This is a genomic window from Streptomyces sp. NPDC001914 (genome assembly GCF_042891215.1).
GTDB lineage: Bacteria > Actinomycetota > Actinomycetes > Streptomycetales > Streptomycetaceae > Streptomyces.
In genome coordinates, this window is record NZ_JBIASW010000005.1 from 30320 (window position 1) to 50167 (window position 19848).

At 72.8% G+C, this 19848-nt stretch carries 22 protein-coding genes; all 22 read left to right on the top strand.

Features of this window, described 5'->3' with window-relative positions; genetic code table 11:
- Positions 1-9 precede the first annotated feature (9 nt).
- The 22 genes from ACFYYF_RS15685 (at position 10) to ACFYYF_RS15790 (ending at position 19838) form a co-directional block, all read left to right on the top strand.
- On the top strand, positions 10-834 hold the full coding sequence (locus tag ACFYYF_RS15685) for a hypothetical protein (RefSeq protein ID WP_388775828.1): 825 nt from the start codon (positions 10-12) through the stop codon (positions 832-834).
- A 209-nt stretch (positions 835-1043) separates the two neighbouring features.
- Positions 1044-2807, top strand: a complete 1764-nt coding sequence (locus ACFYYF_RS15690; protein WP_388775831.1) for a hypothetical protein — start codon at positions 1044-1046, stop codon at positions 2805-2807.
- Between the two features lie 66 nt (positions 2808-2873).
- The gene (locus ACFYYF_RS15695; protein WP_388775834.1) at positions 2874-3740 is read left to right on the top strand and encodes a hypothetical protein; all 867 of its coding nucleotides are present in this window, start codon (positions 2874-2876) and stop codon (positions 3738-3740) included.
- A gap of 83 nt (positions 3741-3823) precedes the next feature.
- Complete coding sequence (locus ACFYYF_RS15700) at positions 3824-4228, top strand: hypothetical protein (protein ID WP_388775838.1); 405 nt, start codon at positions 3824-3826, stop codon at positions 4226-4228.
- Between the two features lie 258 nt (positions 4229-4486).
- Complete coding sequence (locus ACFYYF_RS15705) at positions 4487-5011, top strand: helix-turn-helix domain-containing protein (RefSeq protein ID WP_388775840.1); 525 nt, start codon at positions 4487-4489, stop codon at positions 5009-5011.
- A gap of 4 nt (positions 5012-5015) precedes the next feature.
- A complete protein-coding gene (locus tag ACFYYF_RS15710; protein ID WP_388775842.1) occupies positions 5016-6269 on the top strand; it encodes a PBSX family phage terminase large subunit in 1254 nt (417 codons plus the stop codon).
- The gene (locus tag ACFYYF_RS15715; RefSeq protein WP_388775845.1) at positions 6266-6445 is read left to right on the top strand and encodes a hypothetical protein; all 180 of its coding nucleotides are present in this window, start codon (positions 6266-6268) and stop codon (positions 6443-6445) included. Before ACFYYF_RS15710 ends, ACFYYF_RS15715 begins: the two co-directional genes overlap by 4 nt.
- A complete protein-coding gene (locus tag ACFYYF_RS15720) occupies positions 6432-7919 on the top strand; it encodes a phage portal protein (RefSeq protein ID WP_388775848.1) in 1488 nt (495 codons plus the stop codon). Before ACFYYF_RS15715 ends, ACFYYF_RS15720 begins: the two co-directional genes overlap by 14 nt.
- Before the next feature lie 36 nt (positions 7920-7955).
- Complete coding sequence (locus ACFYYF_RS15725; protein WP_388776739.1) at positions 7956-10187, top strand: phage minor capsid protein; 2232 nt, start codon at positions 7956-7958, stop codon at positions 10185-10187.
- 9 nt (positions 10188-10196) lie between these two features.
- Complete coding sequence (locus ACFYYF_RS15730; RefSeq protein ID WP_365531502.1) at positions 10197-10367, top strand: Rmf/CrpP fold protein; 171 nt, start codon at positions 10197-10199, stop codon at positions 10365-10367.
- Between the two features lie 106 nt (positions 10368-10473).
- Positions 10474-11232 carry a hypothetical protein gene (locus tag ACFYYF_RS15735; protein WP_388775851.1) on the top strand — a complete coding sequence of 253 codons (759 nt, stop codon included), beginning with the start codon at positions 10474-10476 and terminating at the stop codon, positions 11230-11232.
- 20 nt (positions 11233-11252) lie between these two features.
- Positions 11253-12215: a major capsid protein gene (locus ACFYYF_RS15740; protein WP_388775854.1), complete on the top strand. Its 963-nt coding sequence runs from the start codon at positions 11253-11255 to the stop codon at positions 12213-12215.
- Positions 12216-12218: 3 nt separating this feature from the next.
- Positions 12219-12620, top strand: coding sequence for a hypothetical protein (locus ACFYYF_RS15745; RefSeq protein ID WP_388775856.1), 402 nt, complete (start codon positions 12219-12221; stop codon positions 12618-12620).
- 3 nt (positions 12621-12623) lie between these two features.
- Positions 12624-13013, top strand: a complete 390-nt coding sequence (locus ACFYYF_RS15750; RefSeq protein WP_388775859.1) for a hypothetical protein — start codon at positions 12624-12626, stop codon at positions 13011-13013.
- Complete coding sequence (locus tag ACFYYF_RS15755) at positions 13010-13327, top strand: hypothetical protein (RefSeq protein ID WP_388775862.1); 318 nt, start codon at positions 13010-13012, stop codon at positions 13325-13327. The genes ACFYYF_RS15750 and ACFYYF_RS15755 overlap by 4 nt, the downstream gene beginning before the upstream one ends.
- Complete coding sequence (locus ACFYYF_RS15760; protein WP_388775865.1) at positions 13324-13677, top strand: hypothetical protein; 354 nt, start codon at positions 13324-13326, stop codon at positions 13675-13677. The genes ACFYYF_RS15755 and ACFYYF_RS15760 overlap by 4 nt, the downstream gene beginning before the upstream one ends.
- A complete protein-coding gene (locus ACFYYF_RS15765) occupies positions 13670-14098 on the top strand; it encodes a minor capsid protein (protein ID WP_388775868.1) in 429 nt (142 codons plus the stop codon). The genes ACFYYF_RS15760 and ACFYYF_RS15765 overlap by 8 nt, the downstream gene beginning before the upstream one ends.
- Before the next feature lie 11 nt (positions 14099-14109).
- Positions 14110-14565, top strand: coding sequence for a phage tail tube protein (locus ACFYYF_RS15770; protein ID WP_388775872.1), 456 nt, complete (start codon positions 14110-14112; stop codon positions 14563-14565).
- Complete coding sequence (locus ACFYYF_RS15775) at positions 14562-15038, top strand: hypothetical protein (protein ID WP_388775875.1); 477 nt, start codon at positions 14562-14564, stop codon at positions 15036-15038. The genes ACFYYF_RS15770 and ACFYYF_RS15775 overlap by 4 nt, the downstream gene beginning before the upstream one ends.
- Before the next feature lie 246 nt (positions 15039-15284).
- On the top strand, positions 15285-17510 hold the full coding sequence (locus tag ACFYYF_RS15780) for a hypothetical protein (protein ID WP_388775877.1): 2226 nt from the start codon (positions 15285-15287) through the stop codon (positions 17508-17510).
- 2 nt (positions 17511-17512) lie between these two features.
- Positions 17513-18823 carry a phage distal tail protein gene (locus ACFYYF_RS15785; protein WP_388775880.1) on the top strand — a complete coding sequence of 437 codons (1311 nt, stop codon included), beginning with the start codon at positions 17513-17515 and terminating at the stop codon, positions 18821-18823.
- A 13-nt stretch (positions 18824-18836) separates the two neighbouring features.
- On the top strand, positions 18837-19838 hold the full coding sequence (locus ACFYYF_RS15790; protein WP_388775882.1) for a hypothetical protein: 1002 nt from the start codon (positions 18837-18839) through the stop codon (positions 19836-19838).
- Positions 19839-19848: the final 10 nt, after the last annotated feature.

Genomic DNA, 19848 nt, shown 5'->3' on the forward strand with positions numbered 1-19848 from the left:
AGCGCACCCATGACGACCGCCCTCGCCCCCACCGTCCCGCCGATCGCCCACCGCGCCGCCGTCGACCTCGCCGCCGTGCGCGAGCAGTGGGGCGACCTGCTCGCCGCGATCGGCCGCCGGCCGGCCGCTACGTGGCCGCCCCGCGAGTGCACCGGGTTTCTCGACCAGCTCGCCGCCGACGACCGCGACGAGGACGACGAGCAGCCCGTCGAGGCCGTTGTCGGTCGTCTCCCGCTCACCATCCGGGAGCACCCCGCGCCGCTCAACCTCGACGCCCTCGACGCCGCCCTCGCGGTCGAGCGGGACCTATTCGACCTCGCCGACCAGGTCGCCGAGTACGTCCAGCGCTCCATACGCCCCGCCCGCGACAGCCGCGGCCGGTTCATCGTCGACCAGGCCGACGCCGCCGACCCCGCACGGTGGCACTACCAGGGACAGACCTCGCAGGGTTCGCGCGCGTTCGGTCTGCACTGGGCCGCCGTGTGGCTGGAGGGCCGCGCCCTCGACGAGATGAGCGGCGACCTGTTCGAGCCGATCCCCGCCCGCGTGCTCGACCACGTCGCCGCGACCGCCCGCACCGCGCGGCGCACCGTCGAGCGGGCCCTCGGCCGCGACGGCCGTACGACCGCCCTCGACGCACCGTGCCCGTTCTGTGGCGGGCAGCTTGCCGGCCACACGCGACCGGGGGGCGAGCCGGTCGTCACCTGCTCGACGGGCGAGGCGTGCGGGGCGCCGGTCCTGCTTGACGAGCGCCACCGCCGGGCGTGGCGGGGCGCCGACCTGGTCGGCTTGTGGGTCGCCCTCGACGCCCGCCGCACCGCGCCGCCCATGTAGGGCGCAGCAGGGCCGCACACCCCCCGGAGCAGACACCGGGGGGTGTTGCCGGTCCCGGACCGGACATCGGTCACGGTTCGGTAACAGGTTCTGTAATGGTTGCTGCAATGGTTACAGCAACGGCTAGTGTTGGCATTCCTGACGGGTCCTCACCCCGACAGGACCGCCGGCCCTCACCCGGCACCGACACGAACCAAGGGAGCGACCCCATGGACACCTACGCACACGGCTACGGACTCACCGGCCACTACCGCCGCCCCGGCACCTTCACGAGCTACTGCGGGCGCGAGCTGATGCACGAGCCCAACACCGCCATCCGGAACCGCATCTGCGCCACGTGCACCAAGGCCGAACAGCGCGACCGCGTCGAGGCCGAGCAGGTCGTCGCCGACCGCAACCTCGACGGCCCGAGCCTCGCCGTGCGCGCCGGCGTCCGGTACTGCCTGGTCGGCACCGGCCGCCGCGTGCACTACTCGAACAACGACGACACCCTGTGCGGGCGCGAGGTCACCGAGTACACCGACGGCCTCGACAAGCGTCACGACCTGCTGTGCGCCCCGTGCATCAAGGCCGCCGAGAAGCGCGCATACGCCCGCGCCCTTGCCGCCGCGTCGCCCCTCGCCGCCGCCGCGGTCGACCTCGCCGAGACCGTCGAGCAGGCCGACGCCGAGCAGGCCGCGGCCCCGGCCGAGGAGCCGGCACCGGTGCCCGGCACGCTGGTTGACCCGTGGACGTGGGTTCGGCGCCCGTCGAGCAGCGATGCCGCCCAGGCCGCCGAGGAGCGCGCCGAGCGTCGCCAGCACCTCGCCGACTCCCGCGGAGCGAACGCCTACGAGATTGCCGCCGGCAACGTCCGCCGGGTAGTCCGCGAGTTGTCCCAGGGCGGCGCCCTGCGGATTCGCGTCGTCGAGGGTGGCCCCGAGGCGGTCCTCACCCGCGAGGACTTGCACGCCCTCGCCTACAGCGGACACACCACCGCCGACGCCGTCGCCGGCGTCCGTGCCGCCGTCGCCGCCCACATCCGCCACGGCGAACGCGCCGTGCACGAGATGTTCCCCGCCCTCGGTATGCGCCCCGCCCTGTACCTCCCCGACGTGATGGCGCTGCTGCGCCGCTGGGAGGACACCCAGGCCGCCGACGAGCAGGCCGTCGCCCAGTTCGCTAGCACCGCGCGCGCCGTTGACGCCGTCGAGCACGCCGAGCAGGTCGAGGCCGGCGTCGAGACCGTCGCGGATGCCGAAGCCCTGTACGCCGCCGCCCTGGTCACCGAGGCCGAGGCCAGCGACGGCACGTGGCGGGGCGCATGGATCGGCGAGCAGCCGGCCGCCGACGTTCTGTTCGCCGTCGAGGGCACGGTCGAACAAGGCGCCCTGTTCGCCCCCGCGGCGCCCGTCCGCGAGCCGATCGTCGCCCGCGCGAGCTTCAACCGCGCCGACCTCGCCCGGATCAAGGAGAAGGCCGCCGCCGACCGCGCCGCGTACCGCGCCGAGAGCGACGACCGGATCGCCGCGGAGTGCGCCGCTCACGGCGTGACCCCGTCGCAGGGCGTACGGGACCGGATCGCCGCCCGCGCCGCCGAGCAGGCCCCCGCCCGCCGCGTGATCGAGGGTGTGGTCGTCTCGCACAACGGCACCACCCAGGGCAGCACGCCGGCCAACGCCACACACCCGAACGTGGTCGCCGCCCGCGCCGCCCTCGACGGCCTCGCCGTGGCGACCATGACCGACCATCACGACGTGACCGAGCCGGCCGAGGACGAACGGCACGTGCGCGGGTACCTGGTCGACCCCCGCGAGGGCGCCCGCGTGGCTGTGTACTGGCTTGAGGGCGGGCGCATCATCCGCCGCGACGATTCGTGGCACGGCCCGAGCCTCGATTGTCTCGCCGACCGCCTCGCCCGCCGCGGGTGGACCGTCGAGAAGATGCTCAGGTCGTCCGCGTGCGTGTTCGCCCACCGCCCGGCGACCGACTGACCACCACACCGCCGGCCCGCCCTCGCCCGAGGGCGGGCCCCGCGCCCACCGACAGGAGCCCCTGAGATGAGCACCGACCAGCCGCACGGCGACGAGCAGGGCGTCGAGCCCGCCGCCGAGTACACCCGCGCCGACGCGTCGAAGTTCCCGACGACGCCCGCCGGGCAAGAGGCCGCCGTCGAGGGCACGGCCGCCGCCCACGGCTACACGCTCCGCCGACGTGGCACGTTCGAGCGGATCGCCGACGACCTGAACCGCCGAGGCGTACCGACGAACACCGCGGCCGGTGCCCTGTTCACGCAAATGGTGACCCTGTTCAACGAGTTCGAGCGCGAGACGGCCGCCGAGCGCGCCCGCGAGGGTGACACGAACCCGTACGACCTCGACCCGTTCGCGGACGTTCACGACCTCGCCGAGCAGTACGACCAGGCCCGCGCCAACACCAGCGAGCCGGCCGACCTCGAACGGTTCCTCGACAACCTCGCGGAAGATTTCGACCTCGCCGACGTCAAGGCACTGCGCACCGCCGCCGCCGCTGTCGCCGAGGCCATGGGCCGTATCGCTCTCGCCGCCCGCAAGGACGGCATGAGCCCCGACCGAATCGCCAACGAGACCGGATACACCGCGAGCCGGATCGCTCAGTTCCTCCGCGAGGAGAAGCAGCGCCGCGCCGAGATGCCGCTCGCCGGCCAGTGGGACGCATTCGTAACCGTCGAACGGCACGACGGGACCGAGTGGCGAGGTCTGTCCGAGGAGAGCATCGCCACGGCAGAGGAGCCGACCGACCTCGCCCGCCGGATTCTTGCCACGGCCCGCGAGGGTCTGCCCACCGACACCGTGCGCGTGCGGGTATGGCGATTCGGCGAGAGCGAGGGCCCGCACCTCGCCGAGGCCATGCACACGAACCGCGACCGTATGCCCGACTCTCAGTAACCCAGAACGCAGACGGGCCCGCCCGGTCCCTCACAGACCGTATGGGCGGGCCCTGACCACCGAAGAAGGAGCGACCCCACCCGATGGCTACCCAGCAGCGTACCCAGCGCCGTGCCCGGCCGATCGCCGGCACCCGGCCGACCGTCCGCCTCGACGAGCAGTTCGCGCGCGACCTCGCCGTACTCATGCAGACGGGCGACGACCTGACGACCGCCATGCGGACGGCCGTCGGCATCGTTGCCGACATGTACCGGACCGCGTGGCACCACGGGTCGACGCCCGTCGGCACCGCGCCGACGCTCAAGGCGTACAAGTTCGTCGAGGCGCCCCCCGTGCCCGGCCCGCCGGTCCTTCCGACCGTCACGCACGAGGGCCCCACGTGGACGCCGAGCAGCAGCCCTACCAGCCCTGATGACGCCCGTCGGCAGCAGCAGCCGACACGGCCGCCGTTCCAGCAGCAGGGCGACCGCACGTTCGCCCGCGCGTAGCCGACGCGCCAGCAGCAGCGCAGCGCCCCGCCCGCCCGATCGTCGGCAGGTGGGGCGCCGCCGTCAGCAGCAGCCGCGCCGACCGGTCGCGGGCCGCCCCGCGCGCGTGATCGTTCCCGCTTGCGCCGTTATCCGTTTGTGACCTAAAGTTGGCGCTGTCTTCGGCGTGCCCGGAAACGGACGCCCATCCCCCGAACGCCCCGCCGCTCCCCACCAGCCGCGGGGCGTTCGCATGTCCGGGCAAGGGGGTGACCGCGCGTGGGTCGACCCATCGACGACAACGACCGCGAGCAGGTGCGCACCCTCCACGCCCAGGGCAAGAGCCGGAACCACATCGCGAAGGCGATCCGCCGCTCACCCTCGACCGTGTCCAAGATCGCCGCAGCGTTCGACCCCCCGCTCGTGTTCGACCGGGCCGCCGAGGTCGCCGTCGCCACCGAGGTACGGCGGGCCGACCTCGCGTCACGGCGGGCCGCCCTCGCCCTCACCCTGCAAGACGACGCCGAGCAGCTGCGGGCGCAGCTGTGGGAGCCGTGCACCGTGGGGGCGTTCGGCGGGAAAGACAACGTCTGGAACGACACCCGCCTCGACCGGCCCACCTTTCAAGATCAGCGCGCGATCCTCGCGGCGACCGGAACGGCGATCGAGAAGTCGCTCAAGTTGGCCCCGGTCGAGGGCGGCGAGGGCGTCGAGCAGGTCAAGAGCATGTTGGGAGCCCTCGGCGACGCCTTGACGCGCGCGGCCGGCGACGACGCCGACGACGGGGGCGCCGACGGGGGGTGAGCCGGTGCTCGACCTCGACCGTCTGCCCCTCTCCCGCAAGCAGCTGCGCAGCATCGGACAGGCCACCCGCCGTATCAACATCTGGCACGGGTCGGTCCGGTCCGGGAAGACCATTGCGTCGTTGCTGGCGTTCGTGATCGCCGTCGCCACCGCGGGCCCGTCCGGCCTGATCATCATCTGTGGTCGATCGCTACAGACGATCGAACGGAACTGCCTCGAACCGCTGCAAGACGCTGCGCTGTTCGGGCCCCTCTCCCGGCACATCGTGCACACCCGCGGGGCGACCACGGCGACGATCCTCGGCCGCACGGTCCACCTGATCGGCGCCGCGGACGCACGGGCCGAGGGCCGCCTACGTGGCCTCACCGCCCAAATCGCGTACGCCGATGAGGGAACTCTCTTGCCCGAGGGGTTTTTCACGCAGCTGCTTGCACGCCTCTCCGTACCGGGCGCGCGCCTGTACCTGACCACCAACCCGGACAGCCCGAGGCACTGGCTCAAGACCGGCTATCTCGACCGCGCCGCCGAACTCAACCTCGCGCAATGGCACTTCAAGCTGTCCGACAACCCGTCGCTGAGTGCCGAGTACGTCGCGAGCCTCGCCGCCGAGTACGTCGGCCTGTGGCGCCGCCGGATGATCGACGGGGCGTGGGTCGTCGCCGAGGGCGCGATCTACGACATGTGGGACGAGGGTCGCCACGTCGTCACCCAGCTGCCGGACATGCGCCGGTACTGGTGTGGCGTCGACTACGGCACCACGAACCCGTTCTCGGCGATCCTGCTCGGCGAGGGTGTCGACGGCCGGCTGTACGCCGCGGCCGAGTGGCGGCACGACTCCCGCGCCGCGCACCGCAGCATGACCGACGCCCAATACAGCAGCGCCGTACGCGCATGGCTCGACGGCCTCGACATCGTCCCCGAGTGGACGTTCATCGACCCGAGCGCCGCCTCTTTCTCTACGCAGATGTGGCAGGACGGACACCCCGGCCTCGCGCGCGCCTCGAACGAGGTCGCCGACGGCATCCGGTCCGTGTCGAGCCTGCTCGCCGCCGACCGGCTACTCGTGCACGAGTCGTGCGAGGGACTGCTCGGCGAACTGCCCGGCTACAGCTGGGACCCCAAGGCCACCGCACGCGGAGAAGACGCCCCACTCAAGATCGACGACCACTCAGCCGACGCACTGCGCTACGCCGTCCACTCGACGGCGCACGAGTGGCGGCACCTGCTCACCGCGCCCAGGGAGGCCGCCGCCCCATGACCGCATCGTTCACCCTGCCCGTACGTTTCTCCGTCGGCGAGCACACCGTCGAGGTAGGCGAACTCACCCTCGCCCCCGGCGAGCAGCTGCGCCCCGCCCTCTCCGCGATGTTCCGCGACGCCGCCGACGCGATCGAGGCCGGCACCGACGAAGGGGGCGACGATGGCACTCCCTGACCAGGGCGCAGCGTGGCCGCCCGCGGCGTGGGCCCCGCTGTACGACGCGATGCGCGTCGATGACGCGTGGTACTCCGGTGACCGGCAGCGCCTCGCGCGCGTCTACGGCAACCACAAGCGGCCGACCGAGCGCCGTCGCCTGTGGGGGCGGAAGACGTTCGAGAACCGGCCCGACCGGCGCGACAACCGCCTACACGTCCCCCTCGCCGGCGACATCGCGTCGACCTCCGCCGACTTGCTGTTCGCCGACATGCCGGCGATCAAGGTCGAGGACACGACCACACAGGACCGCCTCGACGTGCTGCTCGACGAGGGCCGCGCGCAACAGGTGTTCCTCGGCGCCGCCGAGCAGGCCGCCGCCCTCAGTGGGGTGTTCCTCCGGGTGGCGTGGGACCGCGACCTAGCCGCGCGCCCGCTGCTCACCGTCATGCAGCCCGACGGCGCCGTACCCGAGTTCCGTTTCGGGATGCTGCGCGCGGTGAACTTCTGGCGCGAGCTGGACGGCTCGACCGAGTCGACCGTGTGGCGCCATTTCGAGCGCCACGAACCGGGCCGCATCGTGCACGCCCTGTACGAGGGGAGCGGCGACCGCGTCGGCCGCCGGGTGCCGCTCACCGAGCACCCCGACACGGCCGACCTGGTCGACTCCCTCGACCTCGACGGCGAGGGCGACAGCATCGCGACCGGCATCCGGGACCTGACCGCCGCGTACGTGCCCAACATGCTGCCCAACCGGCTGCACCGAGGGAGCCCGATCGGACGCAGCGACTACGCCGCGCCGATCTACGACATGTTCGACGGCCTCGACGAAGTGTGGACATCGTGGATGCGCGACATCCGCCTCGCCCGCGCGCGGCTGATCATCCCGGACGGATACATGCGCAACGAGGGGCCCGGCCGCGGGGCGTCGTTCGACGATGATCGCGAGGTCTGGCACAGCCTCTCAATGCCGCCTAACGAGGGCGCGGGCATCACGCTGAATCAGTTCGATATCAGGGTCGAGGAGCACCGCGGGACGGCGGAAGCGATCATGCGACAGGCCGCCCAGGCCGCCGGCTACTCGCCCCAGTCGTTCGGCCTCGACGGCGAGGGACAGCCGGTCACCGCGACCGAAGTCGGCAGCCGCGACCAACGGAGCATGGTCACCCGCCGTAAGAAGGCCGGTTACTGGAAACACGCCGTCGCGGACATGACCCACGTCATGTTGCAGCTCGACGCGAGCCTGTTCGGGAGCAAGATCAAGCCCGAGCGCCCGCGGGTCGAGTTCGGCGACGGCGTCGCCGAGAGCGAGCAGGAGACCGCGACCACGCTCGACCTGCTCGCCCGCGCGGGCGCCGTGTCGACCGCAACGAAGGTGAAGATCCTCAACCCGACATGGGACGACACCGCGGTAAAGGCCGAGGTAGCGGCGATCCTCGCCGAGACCGGAGCAGCCGCGCCGGACCCCGTCGGCACCTTCCCCATGGCCGCGTGACCGACGGGGGGTGAGCCGGTGCCCATCCATCCGGGCATGGTCGAACCCCTCGCCGAGCGCACCCGCGACCTGTACGCGGGCGCCGAGGAACGCCTACTCGGCATCGTCGCCCGGCAGCTCGCCGCCGGCCTCGACGCCCCAGGGTGGGCCGAGCGCAAACTCGCCGCCGTCCAGCAGCTACGCCGCGCCTCACAGAGCGTCGTCGATGAGCTGGGCAAGGCCGTGACCCTTGAGGTTTTCGACGCGGTCGCCGAGGCGTACAACGAGGGACACCGCGCCGCGGTCGCCGAGATCGGCGCACTGTCCGACGACGCCCGCGCCCTGGTCGACGACGTGACCCCGAACGCACAGGCCGTCGACCGGCTCGCACAGGAAACCGTCGACCTGGTCACCTCGACCCACCGCTCGATTCTGCGCGCCGTGGTCGACCGCTTCCGGGCGATCGTCGCCGAGGTCACCGCCACGCCCCTACTGGGCACCGGCACCCGCCGGCAGGCCACCCAGGACGCCATGCGCCGGTTTGCCGACGAGGGCATACGGTCGTTCGTCGACCGCGCCGGCCGCCGATGGCAGCTGACCAGCTACGCGGAAATGGCCGTACGCACCAGCGTTGCCCGCGCCGCGACGGAAGCGCACATGCGCACCCTGTCCGACGCCGGTATCGACCTGGTGTACGTGTCCGACGCACCGCGCGAGTGCCCGCTCTGCCGCCCGTGGGAGGGCCGCGTACTGGCCATCGACGGCCCGACCGGCGAGCGCACGGTCGAGGTCGAGCACGCGACCGAGGACGGCCGCATGATCCCCGTACGGGTCGCCGGGACGCTCGACGAGGCACGCCTCGCCGGATTCCAACACCCGAACTGTAGGCACTCCGTCAGCGCCTACACCCCAGGTCTGACAACGATCGAGCAGGCCGAGAGCGACCCCGCCGGGTACGAGCAGGGACAGCGACAGCGGGCGATCGAGCGCAACATCAGGAAGCACAAGAAGCGCGAGGCCGCCGCCGTCACGCCCGAGGCGCAGCGCGCCGCACGGCTCAAGGTCCGGCAGTGGCAGGGCGCCATGCGCGACCACCTCGCCGCGCACCCCGGCCTACGGCGCAACCCCAAGCGCGAGCAGCCGGGCGCCTCGAACCTTCCGCCCGAGCAGCGCCCCCGCAAGCCGGGAGCACCCAAGCCGCCCGGCCCGCCCACGCCCGAGCAGGTCGACGCCGCGCGCGTGTGGTCGGGCGACAACCAGGCCGTACGCGAGATGAGCGACGACCAGCTCGCCGCCGCCATGCGCTCGAACCTGCTCGACGACCGCGCCCGCGCGAGGATCGAGGCCGAGGCCGACCGCCGCGACCTCGACGACCTGCTCGGCCGCATCGCGCCGGGCGGCACCCTCGCCGACGACCTGACCGGTTTCGGCGACCAGGAACTCGCCCGCGCCTTCCCCCACCTCGACGACGGCGACGCACTGCGCGTCATGGCCGAGATGGACCGGCGCGACCTCGCGGGCCGCCTGCCGGGCGTGTCCCCCGACCTGGTCGGTCTGTCCGACCACGACCTCGCCGCCCGCGCGCGGGGCGCCGACCCGGACACCCTCGCCCTGATCGCGGCCGAGGCCGGCCGCCGGGACCTGCTCGGCCGGCTGTTCCCCGGCGGGCAGCTGCTCGGCAACCTGTCCGACGTGTCCGACGACGAACTCGCCTGGTGCATGTCGTACGCGACCAACGAGGAACTACTCAGGATCGCGGCCGAGATGGACCGCCGCGACGCCGTCGACATGCCGCAGCCGGCGAACACCGACGACGCGGTCGAGGACCTGCTCGCCGACCGGAACGCCCTCGCCGACGCCCTCGCCCCCGCCCCCAATCCCGACGGGTGGGGCGCCCTCGCCGACGATGCCGTGTGGGCCGCCGCCGTGGGCGACGACCAGGGCGACACCGCGGCGGACCAGGACCACGACGACGAGCCGCAGATCACCCGCCGCCAGGCACGGGAGCTGTTCGACGAGTACGTGTATCTCCAGTTCCTCAAGGCGGAAGAGGACTGCAACGGCTACTTGCTCAGCAAGAAGGGGCAGGCCGCCGGCTGGTCGCCGCAATCACTGTTCCGCGGGCCCGCCCGCATTGCGTACGCCAACGCGAGCGACGAACTTAAGGAGTGGTGGGCCGCCAACGGGCGCATGACGCAAGCCGAGTTTGTCGAGCAGGCAACCGGCAAACCCCAGCGCTGGGCGACCGCCGCCAAGTTCAATGAGTCCAAGGAACAGCAGCGACGGTAAGGGGGCAGCGTGGGCACGCGCGAGGAGATCGCCGAGGCGATCCTCAAGGGCCGGACGGCGGGCGAGAGCGACCAGGAGTCGCCACCCTGCCCGTATCCGCGTGACTCGATCCTCCGTACGGCGTGGGTCAAGGGCTACGCGCCCGCCCGCCGCGCGCGCGAGAGCGCCCGTACCGAGTAGCACACACCACTGACAGCACGACCGAGGGGCCCGCCTGGTGCGGGCCCCTTTCGCATGTCCGAACGCGCCCGCCAGGAGCGGGCCCGACGCACCAGGAGTGCACCCCATGAACACGCGCACCCTCGCCCGCCGCCGCCTCGACGGCGCCGGCTGGTCCCACCCGTACCCGCTCAACCCGTTCTCTCCGGTCCTGTACGCCGACGGCGGGGGCGCGGGGGGCGGCGAGGGCGGACAGGGTGCCGGCGGTACCGGCACCGGCCAGCAGGGCGACCCGACGGGCGAGCCGGGCGGGCAGGACCCGACCCAGCAGAAGCCCGCCGCGCCGCCGCAGCAGCAGCCGGCCGAGGGCGACGAAACAACCCTCCCCGCGTGGGCACAGAAGGCACTCAGCGACGCCCGCGCCGAGGCCGGTAAGGGCCGCATCACGGCGAAGCAGAAGGCCGCCGACGACGCCCGGACCGAGATCGCCCAGCAGATCGGGAAGGCCCTCGGCCTGGTCCAGGACGACGGCCCGCCGGACCCCGCGAAGCTGACCGGGCAGGTCGCCGACCTCTCCGGACAGCTGCGCGCCGCCCGCTCCGAACTCGCCGCGTACCGCGCCGCCGGGACCGAGGGCGCCAACGCCTCGCGCCTGCTCAATTCCCGTTCCTTCGTGGACAAGCTCGCCGCCCTCGACCCCAACGCCGAGGGGTTCGCCGAGCAGCTGCGCAAGGCGATCACGGACGAGGTCGCCACCGACCCCGACCTCTACCGCGCCGCGCCCGCCGGGCCGGCCCGCGGCGGCGCCGAGTTCCAGGGCGCCCCGACCGGCGACCGGAAGCCCGCCACCCTCACCGACGCAATCGCCGCCCGTCTGGGCGGCTGAGACCCCAGGAGTAACCGCACATGGCCGTGACCCTCGCTCAGGCGAAGCTCAACACACAGGATGACGTCGACCTCCAGGTAATCGACGAGTTCCGCAAGTCGTCGTGGCTGCTCGACAATCTGCCGTTCGACGACGTGGTCAACCCGGCGGGGGGCGGCGCGACGCTCACCTACGGGTACACCCGACTGATCACGCAGCCGACCGCCGGTTTCCGCGCGATCAACAGCGAGTACGACAAGACCGAGGTGACGCGCCAGCGGTACACCACGGATCTCAAGGTTCTGGGCGGCGCGTTCCAGATCGACCGCGTCCTCGCGAACATGGGGCCGGCCGCGTCCGGTGAGGTCAGCCTCCAGATGTCGCAGAAGATCAAGGCGGCGAACGCGACGTTTTCCGACGCCGTGATCAACGGCGATTCGGCGGTCGACGCCGACAGCTTCGACGGCCTCGACAAGGCCCTCGCCGGCTCGACGACCGAACTCAACCTCGGCACCGCGACCGGCTACGACTGGTCGGCCGTCAACTCGCAGGTGACCGGCATTGCCGCGCTCAAGCACCTTCGCCGGCTGTACGCCAAGCTGGACGGCGCCCCGTCCGCTCTCCTGATGAACGCGGACGCCCTCGCGGCACTGGAGACCATCGGCGACTTCGTGTCGCAGCTGGGCAGCATCGACGCGTTCGGCCGCACCATCACCACGTGGCGCGGCGTGCCGCTGGTCGACCTCGGCGCGAGGGCGGGCAGCAACGACCCCGTGATCCCGACCGACACCACCGCCGGTACGACCGACATCTACGCCGTGCGGATCGGCCTCGACGGTTTCCACGGCATCAGCACCACCGGGGGCGCCCTGGTCCGTCAGTGGCTCCCGGACTTCTCCAGCGCGGGCGCCGTCAAGACCGGTGAAGTCGAAATGGGGCCGGTGGGCGTCGCGCTCAAGGCGACCAAGGCCGCCGCGGTTCTGCGCGGCGTGAAGGTGGCGTGACCCATGGCCACCCTTCACAGCCCCGTTGAGGGGTTCACAGGCGACGGCCCCGCCGGTCTCCGGTTCCGGAACGGCGCGGCCACCACGGACGACCCGGCGGTCATCGCGTACGCGCGCCGCCGGGGGTACGGCGTCGACAAGACGGCGCCGGCCCCGCCCGAGCCGCCCGAGCCGGCCGACCCGCGCGAGGTCGAGGTCGAGCAGGTCGGCACCGCGCTGCGCGATGCCGCGGTCGACCCCCTGCCGAGCGACACGGGCGCACCGTCCGGCGCCGGCGAGGCCAACCCGCACGGGCGCGAGTCCGTCGCGCCCGGTATCGCGACCGAGCCGGTCGAGGCACCCAAGCGCAAGCCGCGCCCGACCGCCCGCCGCAAGGCCGAGCAGGGCACGACCGACGGGGGGTGACCGGTGGGCCGCGTCTACGCCACCCCCGAGCAACTGGCCGCGTGGACCGGCACCCCGGCCCCGCCGGGCGCCGAGCGGCTGCTCGCGCGGGCGTCCGAGGACATCGACGACGCCCTACTCACCAGCGTGTACGAGGTCGACGCCACCGGCCTGCCGACCGATCCGGCCGTCGCGGGCGTCCTCGCCGACGCCGTGTGCGCCCAGTGCGAGTACCAGGTCGCCACGGGCGACGACGGCACGGGCGCGGCGGGCCGGTGGGGAAGCGTCTCCATCGGCCCTGTCTCGCTCGGCGACCGCCGCGACGGCCCCCAGGCCGCCGGCGACGTGGACCTCGCGCCGCGCGCACACCGCGCCCTCACGCGCGCGGGACTGCTGCCGGGGGTGATCTGGTGAGGGTCCCCCGGTACCTGCTGCGCCACCGGATCAAGGTCGAGCCGTACCTCGGCGACAGCGCGTACGGGCAGAAGTACGGGCCGCCGGTCGAGGACGTGCCCGCCCTGGTCGGAGAAACGATCCGGCTCGTACGCGACCGCGAGGGCCGACAGGTCACGAGCACCGCGCAGATCATCGCCGAGCCCGGACTCGACTGCCCGGCCGAGTCGCGGATCACCCTCCCCGACGGCCGGATCACCAAGGCGATAGCCGTCGCCCACCACACCGCGCCGGGCCTGCCGGTACCGCAGTGCACGGAGGTGAGCGCCGAATGACCCAGCGTTCCCGCCTCAGATGGAACGGGGACGCCGCCATGCGCGGCACCCGCACCGGGGCCGTGCGAGGTCTGCGGATCGCCGCCGAGCACGTCCTCACCGAGTCACGGAAGGTCGTCCCGATCGAAGAGGCCACCCTCGAACGCTCCGGGGTCGCCACGGTCGACGAGACCCGCCTCACGGCCGCCGTGTCCTACGACACCGTGTACGCGGTCCGGCAACACGAGGAGCTGAACTACCGGCACGATCCGGGCCGGACGGCGAAGTACCTCGAACGCCCCCTCACGGAGCAGGCCGACGCGGTCGCCGAGATCATCGCGGCGCAGCTGCGGAGGTCGCTCCGTGGCTGACCTCGACCCGCTCGACGGCATCGCCCGTCTGCTCGACGCCCGCGGCCTGGTCGCCTACGACCCGGACGGGACGAGCGGCGACCTGTTCATCGAGACGATGCCGCCCGCCCCCGATGCCGCGGTCGCCCTGTGGCTGTACGACGGCGAGGCCCCCGACACCCGCAACGCCTACGACACCCCACGCCTACAGGTGCGCGTGCGCGGCGGGCCCGACCCGCGCGTATCGCGCCGCCGCTGCTGGGCGATCTACAGCGCCTTGCACGGCCTCGCCGGCGTCGCCCTCGACGACGGCACGTGGCTTGTGCTCGCCGCCGCGCGAGCCACCCCGGCCCCGATGGGCCCCGATTCCTCCAGCCGACACGAGCACGTCGTCAATTTCGACCTTGACGTGTCGGCCCCCACTGACAACCGCACCGAATAGGAGGCCCCCACATGGGACGGCCCATCGACGCCCGCGGCTGGGAGTTCGAGATCGAGACGGCGACGCCGGACACGTTCGTACGCCTCGGCAACCTCACCAGCTGGACCCACAATCCGGGCGAATCCGAAGAGACCGCCGACACGACCACGTTCGACAGCGACGGATATTTCGAGCAAGACGTGATGCAGCGCGGGGCAACGATCGAGGTCAGCGGCCTGTACGCGGCCACGTCCGGCACCCGCGACCCCGGACAGGACTACATCGACAAGGTGTGGACGTACCGGTTCGGCGAGGAGTCGCGCGGGACCATGCGCTACCGGCACGTGTCGCAGGACGAATGGACCGTGTGGGAGTGCACCGTCACGCCCGGCGAGCAGGGCGGCGAGACCAACGCCAAGACCAGTTGGGGCGCGACGTTCACCCGCTGCGGCGCCCCGAGCGTCGCCGAGGTGGTGACGACCCCGTGACCGAGCAGCCGATCGAGCCGACCGAGGTCGAGGTCGAGGTCGCCGACTTCGACGCGTTTTTCGCCGAGCAGGCCGAGCCCGAGCCCAAGGGGCACCCGCTCAAGCTGTACGGGCGCACGTACACCCTGCCCCCGACCCTGCCCGCCCTGTTCACTCTCCAGCTGCACCGCGTGCAGAACTCCGCCCGGCCCGAGGACATCCGCCGGCTGCTCGGCTCGATGTTCGGCCCCGACGCGGTCGACCACTGGACCGAGGCGGGCATGTCCGACCGTCACCTCGGCATCGTCCTGCTGTGGGCGACCGCCAACGTGGCCGAGGCGGGCGTCGTGTCCATGGAGCGCGCCGCGCAGCTGTACGACGAGCGCGAGGCCGCCAAGGGAAAAGCGGCGCCGCGGCGGGCCCCGGCCAAGCCCAAGGCCAAGGCCAAGCCCAGGGCCAAGGCCAAGCCGCGGAGTTCTGGCAAGCGGTCCTGACCAACTGGGGCGCGGTCGAGTCCGACCTCGCCCAGACCTACGGCCTGTCGGCCGAGGACATCGCGCGCCTGTCCACGCGCGCGTTCCTGGTCCGCCTGTCGGGCCTTCCCTCCGAGTCCCGGTTCGCGCACGCGTGGCGCAGCACGCCCCGCGTGGTGTCGGACCCCGACGAAATCGCCCGGCTCACCGGGCGGTGATCAGCACAACAACTGAATAGCGCGCGGCGCGCGCGGCGGGGGGTGAACCTTGTCCCTCACCATCGGCGAACTGGTCGGATACATCGACCTCGACGACTCCGGGGCACAGCGGGGCGTCGACCGGACCGAGGCCGCTCTCGCCGGTCTCCAGCGGGACGCGGACGGCCGGTTGCGGGATCTCCGCGGCCGGTTCGTCGCGGCCGGCGCGGAGATGGGCGGCGCGCTCGGCGACGGCATCGGCGGGGGCGCCGAGGAAGCGGGGCGCGGCCTCGCCGGTATCGGCCCCCTGATCGGCGCGGCGGCGACAAGCACGAAGCTGCTCGCCGGCGGCGCCGTGGTCGCGGCGGGCGCGCTCGCCGCGGTCCCGCTCGCCGTGATCGGCCTCGGCGCGAAGGTGCTCGCCGAAAACGCGCAGGTCAAAGGAGCTTTTACCGACCTGTCCGAGCACGTCAAGGGCAAAATGCAGGAGCTTGCCGAGCCCCTGGTCAAGCCCTTCGTTGCCGCTGCTGACCAGCTGGGCGGCATCTTCGACGACCTCGCCCCGCAGATCGGCGCCCTGTTCGAGGGCGTCGCCCCGCTGGTCGAGCCGCTGGTCGCCGGCATCGGCGCACTGGCCAAGGGCGCCATGCCCGGCCTGGTCGCCGCCGTCGAGGCCGCCGGCCCGGTCATCGACGCACTGTCGACCGGCCTCGGCGCGGTCGGCGACGGCCTCGGCGGATTCTTCGAGGGCGTCGCGGCCGGCGCCGGCGGCGCGGCCGAGGGACTGGGCGGCCTGCTCGGCGCGGTGGGCGAGATCCTGCCCGCGCTCGGCGGCCTGATCGGCGCCCTCGCCGAGGCGGGCGGGCCGGTCCTGTCCGCCCTCGCGGGCGCGCTCGGCCCCCTGGTCGAATCCCTCGCGGGCGCGCTCGGCCCCGCGCTCGCCTCCCTCGGCCCGCCGCTCGCGCGGCTGGTCAAGGCACTGGGCGACGGCCTACAGCCGATCGTCGATGCGCTCGGCCCGGTCCTCGCCGCCGCGGCTGACGCGTTCGGCGTCCTGATCGACGCCCTGTCGCCGGTGCTGCCCATAGTCGGGCAGCTGATCGCGTCCCTGCTCCCCGCCCTTACGCCGCTGCTGACGGCGATCGGGGACGTAATCGCCCAGGCCGCGCCGGTCGTCCTGCTGCTGGCGAACGCCCTCGCCGGCGCGCTGCGCCCGATCCTCGCGCAACTGCCGGGCCTGGTCGCCCCGTTCGCGACCGTCCTCGGCGATCTTGCGGAAACGGTCCTGCCGATCCTGGCGCGACTGATCGTCGCCCTGTCGCCCGCCCTCGCCACGATCGGCGAGGCGTTCGGGCAAATCCTGGTCGCCCTCGCCCCGCTGCTGCCCGCCATCGGCGAGCTGCTGATCGGCGCCCTCAACGCCTTGATGCCGATCATCGAGCCGTTGATCGGCCTGGTGGGACAGCTCGCGGGCATCCTCGCGAACGGCCTCGCCGCCGTGATCGAGCAGGTGGTCGTACCGATCATCGGCGCCATCGTCGCGCTGCTGTCGGGCGACTTCGGCCAGGCGTGGGAGCTGGCCAAGACGGCCGTATCCAACGCGGGAAAGCTGATCGGCCAGGCCGCGACCAAGATCGGCGAGTTCGTCGGCAGGGGCATATCGACCGCCGTCGACTGGATCAAGGGCCTGCCCGGCCGCGCGTACAACGCCCTCGCCCCGCTCGCCGGTCAGCTCGCGGAACGCGCGCGGGCCGCCCTCGGCCGGTTCAAAGACTCGGTCGTTTCCAAGGCGGGCGAGGCAATCGCGTGGGTCAAGGGACTGCCCGGCCGGATCTCCTCGGCGATCGGGAACCTCGGCTCGCTGCTGGTCGACAAGGGCAAAGACATCGTGCGCGGCCTGCTGTCCGGCGTGAAGTCCATGGGCAGTTGGCTCAAGTCGCAGTTGATCAGCTTCGCGAAGAACATGATCCCCGGCCCGATTGCGAAAGCCCTCGGCATCGCGTCGCCGTCCAAGGTCATGGCCCGACAGGTCGGCCGGTGGATTCCCGCCGGCCTGGTCAAGGGCATCGAGGGCGGCGCGGGCGCACTCGATCGCACCATGCGCAACCTGGTGACCCCGCCCGCCGTTCCGTCGCTCTCGCCCGCCCTCGCGGGCGCGGGCGCATACGGGAACCCGTTCGCCGCCTCGGCGTCGTCCGGCGCGACCGTGCACGTCGAGCACTGGCACGCCGCCGAAAACGGGTCGCCCGATGACAACGCCCGCGCGCTCGCGTGGCTGGCCAAGGCGAGGGGGTGACGATGGCTGTCGGCGACCAGGTCACCCGGCCCGGACAGGTGCAGTACGGCGACCTGCTGCTCGGCGCGGGCACCGCGTACCGGTGGCGCGGCATCACGGGGTGGGAGGAACTGCCACCGCTCGACTCCGGGACCGTGCCGCGCAGCGACGCGCACGGCGCGTTCCCCGGCGGCCTGCTCGCACAGGCCCGGACGATCGGCCTCGACGGGTTGGTCATCCGGGCCCCGCGGGCGTCCGTCGGCGCGGTCGTCGCCGCCCTCAACCGGGGCACGGTGCCGGTCGAGGACGAACTACCTCTCGTCGCATGGCTCGACGAGCGCGGGCCCCTGCTCGCGTGGGCGCGCGCGACCCGCCGGGCGATACCGGCGACCCTCGGCTACCGCCTCGGCACGATCACGGGCGGCGCCCTTGAGTTCGTCGCGACCGACCCGCGCCGGTACGGCCTGGTCGAGCAGGTCACCCCCGCGACCCTGCCCGCGCCGGAAAGCGGCCTGATGTGGGACACCGACCCCGAGCAGGCCCTCGACGCCGACCAGGCCGCCGGCGTCGGCGAACTCTGGCGTTGGTGGTCGGACGGCGACCCGGTCATCGCCGGCGACGGCACGGGCACAGTGAGCGTGCGCCCGATGACACCCGGCACGGAACTGGTCTGGTCGGCCGAGTCGAGCGACTACGGGTGGCCGGTGTCCGTCGGCGCCGAGGTCGCGTTCATGTCGGCGCTCGCCGCCTCCCAGGGCGCGACGATCATCCTCCGATGGTGGGACGCGTCCGGCGCGTACCTCGCGGACTCGACCGGCGACCAGGGCGACGGCACGTTCGCCGCGCCCGCGCCCGCCGGGGCCGCATGGGCACAGCCGGTCGTACTCCTCCCGAACGCCCTCGCCGCGCCGGTTCCGATCGGCACGTCGTCGCTGCTGATCGGCTCGCCGTCCGGCGGCCTGTCGTGGCCGCTCGACTTCGGCACCCCCGGCAGCACAGGCACGTTGTCGGTCGTCAACGCCGGCGACGCCGCGACCCATCCCCTGATCGAGTTCCGGGGCCCGGTGGAACGGCCCTCGATCACCAACGTGGACACGGGCGACGTACTCGAATACGACATCCCGCTCGCCGCCGAGGACGTGCTCGCCGTCGACACCGCGGCGGGGACGGTCACCCTCAACGCGACCGCCTCGCGGATCTACACCGCGACCTCGCGCTCGGTCCCCGAGCAGACATGGACGCTTCCGCCGGGCCCCTCGCAGCTGCAATTCCGTGCCGCGGCCGGCGACCCCGCCGCGACCGCGACCGTGCGCTACCGCCCGGCCTACTGGTAAGGAGACACCCCCCGTGACCGTGCGTTCCGCATGGCTGCTGCCCAAGGCACAGACCCGTGAAGACACCCGCCTCGCCCCCGTTTCGCCCGTCGCGCACGAGTCGCCGATCAGGGTCCGCGACGGCGTCCTACCGGGTGGCGACCCGTTCGCCGCGACCGGCGTCGCCGCCATGCAACTCCAGATCGGCGCCGGGCGCGCGTACGTACAGGGCACCGACGCCCAGGGCGCGTACCCGATCGCCAACGACGGGCCGGTCACCCTCACGTTCACCGACGGCGACGCGCAGTTCGGCCGTATCGACACCGTCGCCGTGCGCGTGCTCGACGCCCTGTTCGACCAGGAAGGGCAGAACCTCGCCCGTATCGAGGTCGTCGAGGGCGACCCCGGCGCCACGCCGACCGCGCCGACCCTGGAACCGGCGAGTCTGCGCCTGTGGGACGTGGCCGTACCCGCGGGCACCTCGGCGGGCGTGGGCGGCATCAACTGGGGGAGCGCCCTCGGCGACCGGCGGCGCTACACCACGGCCGCCGGCGGCATCATCCCCCGCGGGTGGGGGCTCAACTTCAACGGCTCGTACGACGGCCAGTACCGGGACAACGGCGGCGAGTTGGAACGCTGGAACGCGACGGCCGCCGAGTGGCAGACCTACCGTGCCCCGCGCCGGACCGAGTCGACCGCGACCGGATTCGTCGTGTCGTCCACGTACACGCTGAACAGCTTCGCCGCGCGCCGCAACCCCGACGCGGGCGTGTGCGCTTTCGTCGTCGAGGTCAGCCGCAAGGGCGCGCAACTCAACGTGGAGACGGCCGGCAACATCAACGACGAGGCGATCGGCACCCTGCCGAGCGGGTGGCGCCCGAGCATCGACGCCGACATATCGGTGTCCGACGGATACGGCGAGGGCAGCGCCCGCCTGTCCACGTCCGGTGTGATCACGCTGCGCACGTGGACCGGAAACGGCGCGCTGCGCAGCGACCGGAACATCAGGGCGTCGTGCACGTTCCTGCTGCCGTGACGGGGGGTGC